This is a genomic window from Arthrobacter sp. 01T414 (genome assembly GCF_056398965.1).
Window position 1 is genome coordinate 94472 of the sequence record NZ_JBFTQK010000007.1, and the last position, 13708, is coordinate 108179.

A 13708-nucleotide genomic window follows, 5' to 3' on the forward strand; every position below is an offset into this window, starting at 1 on the left:
GCTGATGGTCGGGGGGTATGCAGCCTGGGGGTGCGTTCCTGCCCGGTCCGCTTGGCGCACGCGGGAGGCCACGGGCTGTTGGCACCGGAGGGCCGACGGTATAGCGTCACAGCCAAAGGGGGGACGCCCGGAGCGGGCGGTTCAGGCGAGGAGGCATAGCCGTGACGATCGTCGACAACGCCGTCTACGTGGACGGGTACCGGACTGCGGACCCGGATGACCTGGATGAGACGTACTTCCTGCTGCGGCAGCGCCAGGGCATGGCCTGGATCGGGCTGTACCGTCCGGACGCCGAGGAGCTCCGCTCGGTGGCCGAAGAGTTTGACCTGAACCATCTTGCGGTGGAGGACGCGCTTGCCGGCCACCAGCGCGCCAAGCTCGAACACTACGGCGAGACCACCTTCCTGGTGCTGCGGCCGGCCCGCTACCTGGACGAAGTGGAAAAGGTCCAGTTCGGCGAGATCCACATATTCACTGGCCCCGATTTCGTGGTCACCGTCCGCCGGGCGGAATCACCGGACCTGGCCCGGGTGCGCCGGAGGATGGAATCCCAGCCGGACTTCTTGGCGCTGGGGCCGGACGCCGTGCTGTACGCCATCCTCGACCAGGTGGTTGATGAGTACGAACCTGTGGCCGCCGGCCTGGAGAACGACGTCGACGAGATCGAAGACGAGCTTTTCGCCGCCGATCCGGGAGTTTCCCGCCGGATCTACGAACTCTCGCGGCAGGTGATCATGTTCCAGCGTGCGACGGTGCCGCTGACCGGCATACTCCAGGCGCTCCGGGCCGGGCTCCCGAACCGCGTGCCCGGGCCGGAACTGCAGGACCACTTCCGCGATGTGCTGGACCACGTGCTGCGCCTGAGTGAACGGATCGCAGCCTTCCGCGCCCTGCTCCAGAACGCGCTCGCGGTCAACGCCGCACTCGTGGCCCAGCGGCAGAACGACGAAATGCGGCTCCTCACGGAATCGAGCATTGCCCAGAACGAACAGACCAAGCGGATCTCGTCCTGGGCGGCCATTCTCTTCGCGCCCACGCTGATCGCGTCGATCTACGGCATGAACTTCCGCCTCATCCCGGAGCTTGACTGGGTTTTCGGCTACCCCATGGCGCTGGGGCTGATGCTGGTGATGGGTGTGGCGCTCTACCTGACCTTCAGGCACAACAAATGGATTTGAGGGGGCCCGGTTTCCAGCGGCGGTTGTGGGCCTCGGCGGTGCGAGGCGGGAAAGGTGCGGCCCTGGGCGGCGGATGATCCGCGACCAGGGCCGCACGTTGCGCCCCAGGAGGGAATCGAACCCCCGACCGGCGGATTAGAAGGCCGCTGCTCTATCCCCTGAGCTACTGGGGCACGTTCGGCGTGCCGCCCGGCTGATGCCGGGGACGCCTCAAGAAGTTTACAGTGCCCCGCGCGCCCCGCCAGTCAAGGAGCGCCCGTGCCTGCTGGCCGGCCGGGTTTTCCACATAGCGAAGTCCCGCACTGACAGCCAGGACACCCGGGCGTGAAGCTGGAACTGCCCGCTGGAGCGGGACCAATCGAGACAGCTTATTCAAGACAGCGCTTCTTCAGGACAGATCCTCCTCGAAACAGGGACAATTCCCAGACAGGACAGACCAATGAACGACAGCATCACGGTCCGCGGCTTCGTTGCTTCGGAGATCAGGAGTTCGACGACGCCGGGCGGCGTCGCCACCGCTTCCTTCCGGTTGGGCTCGACGGAGCGGCGCTTTGACCGCTCCGCGAACGCCTGGGTGGACGGAAACACCAACTGGTTCACGGTGCAGGGCTACCGCCAGCTGGCCGGAAACATGGGCTGCAGCATCAAGAAGGGCCAGCGGGTCATCATCGTCGGCCGGCTCAAAATGCGCAGCTGGGAAAAGGATGGCCGCGTCTATCACGTGGCGGAAATCGACGCCGAGTCCGTGGGCCACGACCTGATGTGGGGCTCTGCCAATTTCACGCGCACTGCCACTAATGGCCCGGTCCCCGGTCACGACGGCGCCGTGCCGCACGGAGCCGACGCCGGGCAGGACGCCCCGGACGACGCTGACCGCGACATGGATGCCGGCGCGGACGACGCCGACGCTGCGGGAACAGACGATGACGAGCCGGATTTTGATGCTGAGACCGGCGAACTGAAAGGGGCCGCCGCCTGAGTTCGGTGGATTGAGGCCGCGAGGTCGGGTGGCTGAGACCACATGGCAGAATTGCCGGGTGAAGCGAGCCAGGACGAACACCCAACGCCATCCGGTGCTGCCCGTGCTCGGAGCGCTTGCCGTGTTGCTGGCAGCATCGGCAGGTTGCTCGGCGGTCGATGGCGGCAACGGGGGAGCGTCGGCCCGCCTCCCGTCCACGCAGGCTTCGTCCACGCAGGCTCCGCTTGTCCCGGCGCCGCCCGTACCCGCCCGGATCCCCTCCACGGCAGCAACCTTGGGCCCTGCGACTTCCGCTGCCAGGGACCGGGTAGAGGCGGCCCTGACGAAGCTATCGAGCGGAGGGTCCAAGCCCGGAACGGAACAAATCCGGGCGGCCCTCGTCGAAGCTGGGTTTCCTCGGGCATCCATCGAAGTCACTGCGAGCCAAACCCCCACCGGCCTGCAGGCTGATGCCGTTGAGGCCGCGGTCCGGCAGTACAGGGACTGCGTCGTCGCCCAGTTGCGCAACGGCGCGGTGGCAGTGACCGTCTTGCCCGTCTTGGCCGATGGCCGCTGTTTCGCGGGTTCGGCTGCCTAGAACCCGTCCGGAGGTCGTCCGGGCACGCGGAGCCACATCGCCGGCTGGCAGGGCGCCGGAATGTGAGTTATCCGTGCCGAGCCACTAGATTTATAGGCATGGCGGAATTTATCTACACAATGACCAAGGCCCGTAAGGCTGTTGGCGAAAAACTTATCCTCGACGACGTGAGCATGTCCTTCTTCCCGGGGGCCAAGATTGGTGTTGTTGGCCCGAATGGTGCCGGTAAGTCCACCATTCTCAAGATCATGGCCGGCCTGGACACCCCCTCCAACGGCGAAGCCCGGCTGAGCCCCGGCTACACCGTCGGCATCCTGCTGCAGGAGCCGCCGCTGAACGAGGACAAGACCGTCCTGGGCAACGTCCAGGAAGGCGTTGGCGAGATCTACGGCAAGATCCAGCGCTTCAACGAGATCTCCGAGGAAATGGCCAATCCGGACGCCGACTACGACGCCCTCCTCGAGGAAATGGGCCAGTTGCAGGAAGCCATCGACGCCGCCGACGCCTGGGATCTCGATTCCCAGCTCGAGCAGGCCATGGACGCCCTCCGCTGCCCGCCGGCCGATGCCGACGTCACGCTGCTCTCCGGTGGTGAGCGCCGCCGCGTCGCCCTCTGCAAGCTCCTGCTGCAGAAGCCGGACCTGCTGCTCCTCGACGAGCCCACCAACCACCTCGACGCCGAGAGCGTGCTGTGGCTCGAGCAGCACCTCTCCTCCTACCCGGGCGCAGTCCTGGCCGTGACCCACGACCGGTACTTCCTGGACCACGTGGCCGAATGGATCGCCGAAGTCGACCGCGGCCACCTGTACCCGTACGAGGGCAACTACTCCACGTACCTCGAGAAGAAGCGCGCCCGCCTGGAGATCCAAGGCAAGAAGGACGCGAAGCAGGCCAAGCGCCTCGCCGAAGAACTCGAATGGGTCCGCTCCAACGCGAAAGGCCGCCAGACCAAGTCCAAGGCCCGTCTGGCCCGCTACGAGGAAATGGCCGCCGAGGCGGACCGTACCCGCAAGCTCGACTTCGAAGAGATCCAGATCCCGCCGGGCCCGCGCCTCGGTGGCCTGGTCCTGGAGGCCAAGAACCTCCAGAAGGGCTTCGAGGACCGCACCCTGATCGACGGGCTCTCCTTCACCCTGCCGCGCAACGGCATCGTGGGCGTCATCGGCCCGAACGGCGTCGGCAAGACCACGCTCTTCAAGACGATCGTCGGCCTGGAACCCCTCGACGGCGGCGAACTGAAGATCGGCGACTCCGTCAAGATCTCCTACGCTGACCAGAGCCGCGGCGGCATCGACCCGAACAAGACCCTGTGGGAGGTCGTGTCCGACGGACTCGACTTCATTCAGGTCGGCCAGGTCGAGATGCCGTCCCGCGCCTATGTTGCCGCATTCGGGTTCAAGGGTCCGGACCAGCAGAAGAAGGCCGGCGTGCTCTCCGGTGGTGAGCGCAACCGCCTGAACCTGGCGCTGACCCTCAAGCAGGGCGGCAACCTGCTGCTCCTCGACGAACCGACCAACGACCTCGACGTTGAGACGCTCAGCAGCCTCGAGAACGCCCTGCTCGAATTCCCGGGCTGCGCCGTCGTCGTCTCGCACGACCGCTGGTTCCTGGACCGGGTGGCCACCCACATCCTCGCCTACGAAGGCGACGAGGAGAACCCCTCCAAGTGGTACTGGTTCGAGGGCAACTTCGAATCCTACGAGGAGAACAAGATCGAGCGCCTCGGCCCGGACGCGGCCAAGCCGCACCGCGTGACGCACCGCCGCCTGACCCGCGACTAAGTTCGGCAGCACGGTTCCGCCAGGGCCAATGCAAAGGGCCGGCTCCCCATGAAATGGTCCCCGGAAGTTGGACTCGAAATTAGGTGAGCCCGTACCGCAGCGTCGACTGGCAAGGTTTAGTCGACTGGCAAGGTTTATGAGGAAGGCTTCGTCCCAAACGGGACGAAGCCTTCCTTTGCATCGGCCATACTTCCGGAAGACAAAAGCCATTCGACGGAGCGGTCAAAACCAATGCCAGACATCCCTCGTGAGCCAGAAGAGGAAGGCAACGAATGCGAAGGGTGGAAGCAGATACAACACCCAAATACCGGGCATCTGACGCTTGGCCATTCTTTCTTCCCTTCCGTTCCTAGGGATTCTAGGGGGCAGGTAGTGATGAGCCGTGGATAGGCAATCTAGCTAGGTGCTAGGGGAGAGCCCGAGCATTGGCCTTCGGGTTTCGTTGACCCTAGAATTCGGGCACCAGTCAGCGACGAACCAGGAGGATGATCATGGCGGCTTTGTTGTTTGGTTTAGCCGTTGTGATGATGGGTCTATTTTGCCTGGCCGTCTCCAGCCCGCTAGCCAAACTTATGACTAACTGGAATATCTTCATTCAGCAAGATGCAGACATTCTGGAGGCTTATAAAAGCATGCAACTCCGCAGGATACGTCTGGGAGCAAAGAGCTTCATGCTTCTTGGTGGCGTCGTTGTTGTCGCAGGGCTTATTGGTTGGAGCCTTGAGGCACGTTAGCCAAGTCGCCGGGATTGAGATTTATTCAGGTATGCGCGGTCCTGCCTCAGCCGCGGTCGGCCTTGCGCATCTGGTGCTCCAGCACCTTGGTCTGCACAGCACCCTTGACCTTGTTTTTCAGGTCGGTCGGCACCCGGATCATGCCCTCCTGGGCCACGGTCGCCACGTGCCGGCCGTCGCGGCTGAAGATCTTGCCGGTGGCCAGGCCGCGGGCACCCTGTGCGCTGGGCGATTCCTGGACGTAGAGCAGCCATTCATCGACGCGGACGGGCCGGTGCCACCACATGGCGTGGTCCAGGCTGGCCACGGACATTCCCGGGGTAATCCAACTCATTCCGTGCCGGCGCAGCACGGATTCGAGCAGGGTGTAGTCGCTGGCGTAGGCCAGCGCGGCGCGGTGCATCTCCGGGTCGTCGGGCATCGGGCCGAAGGTACGCATCCAGACAGCGTTCCGGGGCTCCTTGGGGCCCTTCGCGGACACGTACAGCGCCGGATCCACGTGGCGGATGTCAAAGGGCCGCTCGTAGGCCCAGTGCCGCGCCACGGGATGGTCGTATTTGCCGAGCAGGTCGGCCGTGCTCGGCAGCGACTCCGGGTCCGGTATCCCGGCGGGCATTTCGGTCTGGTGCTCGATGCCTTCATCCTCGTCCTGGAAAGACGCGATCATCGACAGGATAGGCATGCCCTCCTGGTAGGCATGGACCCGGCGAGCGGAAAAGGACCGGCCGTCGCGCAGCCGCTGGACCCCGAAGGTGATTGGCTTGTTGGCGTCGCCGGGCCGGAGGAAGTAGCCGTGCATGGAGTGGACTCCGCGGCCTTCGGGAACGGTACGGCTGCCGGCTACCAGGGACTGTGCCAGCACTTGGCCGCCGAAGACGCGCTGGCGCGGCTGCTTCTGGGAGGGGCCCATGAAGATGTCCTCGTCGGTCCTTGCGCCCTCCAGCTCGCCGAGGTTCAGGAGTTGGATGAGCGAGGAGGTGGGATCCTCGGTGGGCATCGCCTGCAATCCGGCTTCGGCTTCAGTCATGGTTTGACTCTAGACGGCACCCCGGCACGGCTCAAAAGAGGCGCAGCCGGTAGAGTCGAGATTGTGTCTGACGTCCTAACCCAGCCCCTGCAGTTCACCGATCCCCGCGACCTCGCCGACCTGCGCACCTTCGCCACCCGGGCCCGGGCTGTCGACGACGGCGCCATCCGGCTGAACGCCTCGGGGCCGGTTCTGGCGGCTTATGTCTGCGTGCTGCGGCCCCGGCTGCTGGGGGAGGCCACCCCGACCATCCTGGGGCTCCGGACCGTCGCCCTGGCTGCGCCCGCCGAACTCGACGTGACCGTCCCGCTCTCCGCGGTGCTGGACCGTCTGGCCCGTGCTGGCGCCGACGACGTCGAACTGCCGGTGCCGCCGATGACCGTCACCGAATCGTGGGCCGGCGTCGGCGCTCCCCGCGCCGGGTGGGAGCCGCTTGGAACGCTGCAGGATGCAACCCTTCGACTGGCGGCAGAGGCCGGCATTAGCGAAATCGCGGCCATCATCCCGGACAAGCCGGGCGCCCTGATCGTGAACAACGCCCGGGCCACCGTCTGGGGCCGGGAGTTGCCCGACGCGAGCGGCCTGCCAGCCGGTGCGGCCTTCGCCGCGCTGACCTTGGGATTCCTGGCCGACGCCGAACAAAGCCTCTTCCGCTCGGGCCGGTGGTTCCGGCTCAGCAGCCCCCGCGGGCACGTCCTGGTCCGTGCCGGATCGGGACTCTAGGACGAGCCCAGGTCCCTAGGTCCCCAGATCCCCAGGCCAGCGCCGCCCGGAGCTCGACGCGCTCAGCCTGCCGTGACGGCCCCGAGTTTGACCGGGGTCTGCTGGCCGTCCCAGGTTCCGGTGAGGGCCTCGGGGCCAGCGGCCTGTTCCGCCAGTTGAAGCCGGCGGATGACGAGCAGCTCCAGCGCTCCGGTCCGGACCAGCGTTCCCGCGTCCGTGTTGGAGACTGTGGCTGGGCCGAGGGCCGGCGCCGCGGAACGATGCGGCCCGGTGCTGCCAACAAGGACCGTCTCCGGCATCGCCTCGAGCCTGCCCTCCACCGCCAGGAAGTGCTGCGCCTGTGGCTGGCCCGTCAGGATGGCGGCGGCCAGGGCGTCCAGGTAGCAGGGATCGCCGACGGCGTCGTAAACCCACCGCTCGCCGAGGACCGAGTGCTGCATGGTCCCGATTAACGACGCCTCGGCGCCGTGCAGGGGTGAGCCCCGGTAGCTCAGCGGCACCTGGAAGACCGTATCGTCAGCCGCGACGAGGATCGTCTCCATGCCGACTTCGCCGTCCGGGTCGTCGAACCGGAAGGCGCCCACCTTGCCGAGCCCCGCGGCGCCTCTCGTGAACCAGGGCTGCCGCGGCAGCCAGCTTTGGAGGAGTTCAAGTTTCGTGGGCTGCAGCTGAGCCTGATGAATGATCGCCATGCCCGTCAGCCTAGCCGGACGGGGCTGCGTCCCCGGTCAGAACCGGAGAACGCTGAGCTCCGCTGCGGGCTGGAATCCCAGCCGGGCGTAGAAATTGTGCGACGCGGGAGACGGCGACAGGACCATTCGTGCCGCGGGGAGGCCTCGCGAGAACTCAATTGCGGCCTGCACCAGCTGCGCCCCGACGCCGGCATTCCGGAAGTCCGGCAGCACGTAAACGTTACCGAGGTAGACCCAGAAGGAGGGCGGCTTCCCCGGCTTCGGCATCCGTTCGAAGACCAGGAGGTTGAGCATCCCGATCAGTTGGCCGTCTTCCTCCGCCACGAAGAACTTGCGCGGGTTGGCATCCATCCAGTCGCCGTAGATCTCGTCGAAGGCCAGGCCGCCCCGCGGTTCGGGCTCCTGCTCTGCGGCCCACCTGGCCCTGAGCGCGGCCAGCGCGGTGCGGTCGGCGGGACGGTCGTCGCGGATTATCGGCATGGAAAGTACCCTACCCGTCACGGCGGCAGCAAAGACGGCCGCAACACTTGCCGCCCCATACCCGGGTATTCTTGAGGCAGAAAGACCCCGGAGACATCCCCCCAAGTGCCTCCGGGGTCTTTCCATGTCCGGCCTAGGCGCCGGAGGGGCTGTTGACCATCGAGAGCGCCGCCCGTTCCATGTAGTCCCAGAGGGTCCCCTCGTAGAGCGGCGGCAGTTCCAGGGCGTCGACAGCGGTGCGCATGTGGTGCAGCCAGGCGTCCTTGGCCTCGGGCGTGACGCGGAACGGCTGGTGCCGCATCCGCAGCCGCGGGTGGCCGCGTTCCTCACCGTAGGTCGTGGGACCGCCCCAGTACTGCTCCAAGAACATCAGGAAACGCCGCTTCGCCGGTCCGAGGTCCTCTTCCGGATACATCGGGCGAAGCAGCGGGTCCGTCGCGACGCTGTCGTAAAACACATCGATGAGCTTCACGAACGTCTCATGGCCGCCCACGGCGTCATAGAAATTGTCCGTGTAACCGGGCTGGCTGAATGGATCGTTCTGCATCAGCATCTTGGGCTGGCGGGGTTCGCCGGCAATGGGAAGCGTCATTTTATTCTCCGGCCTGTTGCTGGGTTGCGGAGCCGGCGTCGTCGGCCGGTCCGCTGTCGGGCGCCACATAGCTGCCCTGTGAACGGTTTCCTACCCGCAGGATCTCGCCATTGCGCAGGTACCAGACCGTGCCGTCCTCGGCCCTGACCCGGGTGATGCGCAGGCCCATGGACTCGACCGTGCCTACCACCTCGGAGGTCTCAATGACGTCGCCGATCCCGTACTGGTCCTCGATGGTGATGAAGATGCCGGCCAGGAAGTCGCGGATCAGTTGCTGGGCGCCAAAGCCGATCGCGACGCCGAGGATGCCCACGCTGGTCAGCAGCGGGGCGATGTTCACGTTGAGGTTCTGCAGCACATACATCACCGTGATCACGACGACGAGGACGCTCACCACGCTGTTGAGCAGGGAACCGATGGTGTTGGCGCGCTGCTCGCGCCGCTGATGGTCCAGGGCACGCAGCGCCGGGGCCACCCAGCGGAAATGCGGTTTCTTGAAGAATGTGGTGCCCGCGGCGACCCGCTTCGTGATGCCTGCGATCACGAAGGACGCCACCAGCCACGCGGCGACGCCGACCCCGATGCTGATCAGGACACCGGGCAGGTTGATGGCCGAAATGTCCGGCGTCGTGAGCGGCTCGGCGGCGGTCAGGCTGTACATCAGCAGGGTTTACTCCTTAGGAACGCCCGCGTTCGCCGGGCGCATAACACTCTGTTCAGCTTCAACATTAGCGCCGTACCGTGGCCCCATGCGCATCCTCGTCCTCGGCGGCACAGCCTTCCTGTCAGCAGAAATCGCCCGGCAGGCCGTCGCCGCCGGCCACGAGGTCATGTGCCTGGCCCGCGGGAAAACGTCCCAGCCGCCGGACGGGGCCACGTGGCTGCAAGCGGACCGCTCGGCCGGCCCGGCCGCCTACGAGGGGGCCGTCCACGCGGGGGAGTGGGACGCCGTCATCGAGGTCGCCCGGGACCCGGGCCAGGCGCAGGAGGCCCTTGAGGCGCTCGCCGGCAGTGCCCGGCACTGGACGTTCGTATCCAGCTGTTCCGTGTACGAGGACCACTCGGTGCCCGGCGCGGCGGAGGACGACGCCGTGCTGGCGCCGCTGCCGGCCGGCATCCCGGCGACGGCGGAGAATTACGGGGAAGCGAAGTCGGCGATCGAACGCCTGACAACGGAACTGGCCGGGGGCCGGGCGCACCTTTGCCGGGCCGGGCTGATCGGCGGGCCGGGGGATGGCTCGGACCGGTACGGTTACTGGCCCGCCCGTTTCGCCCGGGATACGGGTCCGGTGCTGGCTCCGGATATTCCTGCGGACGCCACCCAGATCATCGACGTCCGGGACCTGGCCGCCTGGGTCTTGGCCGCGGCGGAGGAGGGCGTCACGGGGGCGTTGAACGCGGTGGGCGAGCCGGTGCCCTTTGCCGAGTACCTCGAGGAGTCACGGCGGCTGTCCGGGGGAACCGGGGAGGTCGTGGCGGCCCCGTCTGACTGGCTCGCCGCCCGCGGTGCGAATTACTGGGCAGGTCCGGACTCGCTGCCGCTATGGCTCCCGGACGGCCACGCCGGGTTTTCCTCCCGCAGCGGCGCCGCGGCGCAGGCCGCCGGGATGAGTTTGCGGCCCTGGACGGAGACGTTGCGTGACACACTGGCCGATGAACGCCGCCGCGGGCTGGACCGGGAACGCCGGGCCGGTCTCAGCCCGGACACCGAGCGCCGGCTGCTGCAGGAGTTCCAGGTGGAGTTTCAGTCCAGCTGAGTTGCTGCCGCCGGGTCCACGGCTGCGGAGGCCTCGTGCCGGACCGGGAAGTTCACGCTCCGGGCGATGAAGCAGACCGCGTTCGCTCCGCGGTGCAGTTCCTGGAAGAGCTCGTCGGCCACCGGCGCGGCCGTCGTGACCCGGGGTTTGAGTGTGACCGATTCGAACTGGCCGCTGCCGTCCCGGTTGGTGCGCATCAGGCCCTCGGCCTGGTCCTCGTAGCCGGTCACCACCACGCCGTGCTTCACCGCGACGTGCAGGAAGGACAGCATGTGGCACTGCGAGAGCGCCGCCAGCAGCAGCTGTTCGGGGTTGTACCGCTCCCGGTCGCCGTGGAAGGTGGGGTCCGCCGAGCCTTTCAGCACCGGCAGCCCGGGGATCTCGACGTCGTGGTCGCGGGAGTAGCCCCGATACGACGAGGTCCCGCTGCCCAGGTTTCCGGTCCAACGGACGGTCAGGGCGTAACGGTGCTCGTCGAGGCTCATGCCGCCAGTCTAGCGGCGCTGAAACGCCAGAACCCCGGCGCCGCCTAGCGGTGCCGGGGTCCTGGGCTGCTGTCCCCGCCTTGCGGGTCAGCTTCGGCCGGAGTTAGATGTCCGCGGCGCGGGCGCGCAGGGCGCGGGCCACGCCGTCGCGGTTCTCCAGCATCATCCGGCGCAGCGCCGCGCTGTCTTCGGGCAGCGAGGCGAGGAACGCATCGGTGCGGTCCACCGTTTCCTGCGTGGTCAGCTGCGCCGGGTAAAGTCCGACGACGATCTGCTGGGCCAGAGCGTGGGTGCGGTCCTTGACGATGCCCGGGACGGCCTCGAAGTACTTCTCGGCGTAGGGCTCCAGCAGGGCCGTGTCCAGCACGCGGRTGAACCCGGCGACCGCCGAACCCTGCAGCGCGTTGGACAGCTCGCCCTTGACCACGATCGACTCCCAGGCCGCGGCCTTGGCCTCGGCGGTGGGGATGGCCGCCTTGGCCAGGGCTGCCGCGTTCTGGCCGGTGGCGGTGTTGTCGTGCTCGAGCTCGGCGTCGATCTGATCCTGGCCTGCCCGGCCCCCGACCACGAGGGATGCAATCAGCTCCCAGCGCAGGTCCTGGTCCACGGTGAGGCCGGGCAGCTCGCGCGAGCCGTCCAGCAGGCCGGCGACCGTGTCCAGCTGGCCGGCGCTGCGGGCCAGCAAGGCGTAGGACTTCACGAACTGCAGCTGCGCGTCGGAGCCGGCCGGGACGCGGGAGGCCAGCTCCCAGAGCCGGTCGGCCGCGGCGGTCGCGGTGGCTTCCTTGTGTTCTGCGGCCACGTAGAAGTTCAACGTGGTGGCGAGCTGTCGGAGCTGGACCAGGATCACGGAGGAGTCGGATTCCTCGGCGATGTTGGCCAGGATCAGTTCCACGTAGCCGCGGGCCGGGGTTTCGCCGTCGCGCGCGGCGTCCCAGGCCGAACCCCAGACCAGGGTCCGGGGCAGGCTCTGGCCGAAGTCCTTCAAGTGCGCCGTTGCGGTGGCCAGGGACTTCTGGTCCAGCCGGACCTTGGCATAGGCGAGGTCGTCGTCGTTGAGCAGGATCAGGTCCGGCTGAGCGAGCCCGGCCAGGGCCGGGACCTCGGTGCGCTCGCCGTCGACGTCGAGCTCCTCCCGGTGCACGCGCACCAGTTTCCCGGCGCCGTCGAGGTTGTAGAAACCGACGGCTAGGCGGTGCGGGCGGATGGTCGGCTGGGACTCGGTGGCGGACTGCAGGATGGCGAACGAGGTAATCGTGCCGTCCTCGCCGACGGACAGCTCCGGCTTGAGCGTGTTGACCCCGGCGGTTTCCAGCCAGAGCCGGCCCCAGTGGTCCAGGTCGCGGCCGCTGGCCTTTTCCAGCTCGACCATCAGGTCACTGAGCTCGGTGTTCTGCCAGGAGTGCTTGCGGAAGTACTCGCGCACGCCGGCCATGAACTCCTCCGGGCCAACCCAGGCCACCAGCTGCCGCAGCACCGAGGCGCCCTTCGCGTAGGTGATGCCGTCGAAGTTCACCTCGACGTCCTGCAGGTCGTTGATCTCGGCGAAGATCGGGTGCGTGGTGGGCAGCTGGTCCTGGCGGTAGGCCCACGACTTTTCCACCGAAGCGAAGGTGGTCCAGGCGTGGTCGAACTTGGTGTTCTCGACGGCCGCGAGGTGGGACATGTACTCGGCGAAGGACTCGTTGAGCCAGAGGTCATTCCACCAGCGCATGGTCACGAGGTCGCCGAACCACATGTGGGCCAGCTCGTGCAGCACGGTGATGGCGCGGCGCTCCACCTGGGCCTCGGTGACCTTGCTGCGGAAGACGTAGCCTTCCAGGATGGTCACGGCGCCGGCGTTTTCCATGGCGCCGGCGTTGAACTCCGGCACGAAGAGCTGGTCGTACTTCTCGAACGGGTAGGGGCAGCCGAACTGGGCCTCGAAGAACTCGAAGCCCTGGCGGGTGAGGTCGAAGATGTTGTCGGCATCGAGGTACTGCATCAGGGACTTGCGGGCAAAGACGCCCAGCGGGGTGACCTTCCCGTCGGCGGACTTCACCTCGCTGCGGACCGACTGGTAGGGCCCGGCGATCAGGGCCGTGACGTAGGAGGAGAGCCGCGGGGTGGGGGCGAACTCCCAGACCGAGCGGGCGCCGCCGTCCTCGCCCGGGATGGTTTCGACCGGCACCGGGGTGGGGGAGTTGGAGACGACGTCCCAGTGGGACGGCGCGGTGACGGTGAAGCTGAAGCTGGCCTTGAGGTCGGGCTGTTCGAAGACGGCAAACATCCGCCGGGAGTCGGGAACCTCGAACTGCGTGTACAGGTAGACCTCATTGTCCACCGGGTCCACGAAGCGGTGCAGGCCCTCGCCCGTGTTCATGTAAGGGGCGTCCGCGACCACCAGGAGCTCGTTCTCGGCGGCGAGGTCCGGCAGCTGGATCCGGATGCCGTCGGAGACCTCCGCAGGATCCAGCTCGCGGCCGTTCAGCGTGACGCTGTGCACCGTGTGGGTCACGGCGTCGATGAAGGTCGAGGAGCCGGGCTTGGCCGTGAACTTCACGGCGGTGGTGGAGCCGAACACTTTCTCCCCGCGGGTCAGGTCGAGGCTGACCTCGTAGGAGTCGACGGCGATCAGTTCGGCGCGCTCGCGGGCTTCGGCGCGCGTGAGGTTCATACCGGGCAAAGGGTGCCTCCAAAAGGGTGGGAACGGTGGAAACAATA

Annotated in this window: 14 protein-coding genes and 1 tRNA gene; 7 read left to right on the plus strand and 8 right to left on the minus strand. The window is 67.1% G+C overall.

Translation table 11 applies throughout. The features are described 5' to 3' along the window. Window positions 1–161 precede the first annotated feature (161 nt). Window positions 162–1178, plus strand: a complete 1017-nt coding sequence (locus AC1DK9_RS15415) for a magnesium and cobalt transport protein CorA (protein ID WP_476916467.1) — start codon at window positions 162–164, stop codon at window positions 1176–1178. A gap of 100 nt (window positions 1179–1278) precedes the next feature. Here the strand turns inward: AC1DK9_RS15415 and AC1DK9_RS15420 are convergent. Beyond that, window positions 1279–1351: transfer RNA gene (locus tag AC1DK9_RS15420), tRNA-Arg, on the minus strand. A 266-nt stretch (window positions 1352–1617) separates the two neighbouring features. On the opposite strand from AC1DK9_RS15420, the gene AC1DK9_RS15425 reads away from it, so the two are divergent. The 4 genes from AC1DK9_RS15425 to AC1DK9_RS15440 all read left to right on the plus strand — a co-directional run bounded on the left by AC1DK9_RS15425 (window position 1618) and on the right by AC1DK9_RS15440 (window position 5249). After that, complete coding sequence (locus AC1DK9_RS15425) at window positions 1618–2157, plus strand: single-stranded DNA-binding protein (RefSeq protein ID WP_476916468.1); 540 nt, start codon at window positions 1618–1620, stop codon at window positions 2155–2157. Window positions 2158–2278: 121 nt separating this feature from the next. Beyond that, the gene (locus tag AC1DK9_RS15430; RefSeq protein ID WP_476916553.1) at window positions 2279–2734 is read left to right on the plus strand and encodes a DUF6993 domain-containing protein; all 456 of its coding nucleotides are present in this window, start codon (window positions 2279–2281) and stop codon (window positions 2732–2734) included. 98 nt (window positions 2735–2832) lie between these two features. Next, complete coding sequence (gene ettA, locus AC1DK9_RS15435) at window positions 2833–4515, plus strand: energy-dependent translational throttle protein EttA (RefSeq protein ID WP_476862816.1); 1683 nt, start codon at window positions 2833–2835, stop codon at window positions 4513–4515. A 491-nt stretch (window positions 4516–5006) separates the two neighbouring features. Beyond that, a complete protein-coding gene (locus AC1DK9_RS15440) occupies window positions 5007–5249 on the plus strand; it encodes a hypothetical protein (RefSeq protein ID WP_476916469.1) in 243 nt (80 codons plus the stop codon). A 46-nt stretch (window positions 5250–5295) separates the two neighbouring features. Here AC1DK9_RS15440 and tesB read toward each other — a convergent pair whose 3' ends face one another. After that, window positions 5296–6276, minus strand: a complete 981-nt coding sequence (gene tesB, locus AC1DK9_RS15445) for an acyl-CoA thioesterase II (RefSeq protein ID WP_476916470.1) — start codon at window positions 6274–6276, stop codon at window positions 5296–5298. 63 nt (window positions 6277–6339) lie between these two features. On the opposite strand from tesB, the gene AC1DK9_RS15450 reads away from it, so the two are divergent. After that, on the plus strand, window positions 6340–6999 hold the full coding sequence (locus AC1DK9_RS15450; protein WP_476862818.1) for a DUF8185 domain-containing protein: 660 nt from the start codon (window positions 6340–6342) through the stop codon (window positions 6997–6999). A gap of 62 nt (window positions 7000–7061) precedes the next feature. Here the strand turns inward: AC1DK9_RS15450 and AC1DK9_RS15455 are convergent, their stop codons facing one another. The 4 genes from AC1DK9_RS15455 to AC1DK9_RS15470 all read right to left on the minus strand — a co-directional run bounded on the left by AC1DK9_RS15455 (window position 7062) and on the right by AC1DK9_RS15470 (window position 9424). Further along, window positions 7062–7691, minus strand: coding sequence for a CG0192-related protein (locus AC1DK9_RS15455; protein WP_476916471.1), 630 nt, complete (start codon window positions 7689–7691; stop codon window positions 7062–7064). A 36-nt stretch (window positions 7692–7727) separates the two neighbouring features. Beyond that, window positions 7728–8171 (minus strand): GNAT family N-acetyltransferase, encoded by a 444-nt coding sequence (locus AC1DK9_RS15460; protein WP_476916472.1) that lies wholly within the window; start codon window positions 8169–8171, stop codon window positions 7728–7730. Between the two features lie 133 nt (window positions 8172–8304). Further along, the gene (locus AC1DK9_RS15465) at window positions 8305–8763 is read right to left on the minus strand and encodes a globin (protein WP_476862821.1); all 459 of its coding nucleotides are present in this window, start codon (window positions 8761–8763) and stop codon (window positions 8305–8307) included. 1 nt (window position 8764) lies between these two features. Next, a complete protein-coding gene (locus AC1DK9_RS15470; protein ID WP_476862822.1) occupies window positions 8765–9424 on the minus strand; it encodes a mechanosensitive ion channel family protein in 660 nt (219 codons plus the stop codon). Between the two features lie 88 nt (window positions 9425–9512). Between AC1DK9_RS15470 and AC1DK9_RS15475 the strand changes: the two genes are divergently transcribed. Beyond that, window positions 9513–10520, plus strand: coding sequence for an NAD-dependent epimerase/dehydratase family protein (locus AC1DK9_RS15475; protein WP_476916473.1), 1008 nt, complete (start codon window positions 9513–9515; stop codon window positions 10518–10520). Here AC1DK9_RS15475 and AC1DK9_RS15480 read toward each other — a convergent pair. Beyond that, window positions 10508–11005: an OsmC family protein gene (locus tag AC1DK9_RS15480; RefSeq protein ID WP_476916474.1), complete on the minus strand. Its 498-nt coding sequence runs from the start codon at window positions 11003–11005 to the stop codon at window positions 10508–10510. The genes AC1DK9_RS15475 and AC1DK9_RS15480 overlap by 13 nt on opposite strands. A gap of 103 nt (window positions 11006–11108) precedes the next feature. After that, entirely contained in the window at window positions 11109–13661 is a 2553-nt protein-coding gene (gene pepN, locus AC1DK9_RS15485) for an aminopeptidase N (RefSeq protein WP_476916475.1), read from the minus strand. Window positions 13662–13708 lie beyond the last annotated feature (47 nt).

Excerpts from the sequence above, each read along its gene's own strand:
- AC1DK9_RS15425 (WP_476916468.1), top strand. The coding sequence starts at position 1,618 with ATGAACGACAGCATCACGGTCCGCGGCTTCGTTGCTTCGGAGATCAGG.
- ettA (WP_476862816.1), top strand. The coding sequence starts at position 2,833 with ATGGCGGAATTTATCTACACAATGACCAAGGCCCGTAAGGCTGTTGGC.
- AC1DK9_RS15440 (WP_476916469.1), top strand. The coding sequence starts at position 5,007 with ATGGCGGCTTTGTTGTTTGGTTTAGCCGTTGTGATGATGGGTCTATTT.
- tesB (WP_476916470.1), bottom strand. The coding sequence starts at position 6,276 with ATGACTGAAGCCGAAGCCGGATTGCAGGCGATGCCCACCGAGGATCCC.
- AC1DK9_RS15455 (WP_476916471.1), bottom strand. The coding sequence starts at position 7,691 with ATGGCGATCATTCATCAGGCTCAGCTGCAGCCCACGAAACTTGAACTC.
- AC1DK9_RS15460 (WP_476916472.1), bottom strand. The coding sequence starts at position 8,171 with ATGCCGATAATCCGCGACGACCGTCCCGCCGACCGCACCGCGCTGGCC.
- AC1DK9_RS15465 (WP_476862821.1), bottom strand. The coding sequence starts at position 8,763 with ATGACGCTTCCCATTGCCGGCGAACCCCGCCAGCCCAAGATGCTGATG.
- AC1DK9_RS15470 (WP_476862822.1), bottom strand. The coding sequence starts at position 9,424 with ATGTACAGCCTGACCGCCGCCGAGCCGCTCACGACGCCGGACATTTCG.
- AC1DK9_RS15475 (WP_476916473.1), top strand. The coding sequence starts at position 9,513 with ATGCGCATCCTCGTCCTCGGCGGCACAGCCTTCCTGTCAGCAGAAATC.
- AC1DK9_RS15480 (WP_476916474.1), bottom strand. The coding sequence starts at position 11,005 with ATGAGCCTCGACGAGCACCGTTACGCCCTGACCGTCCGTTGGACCGGA.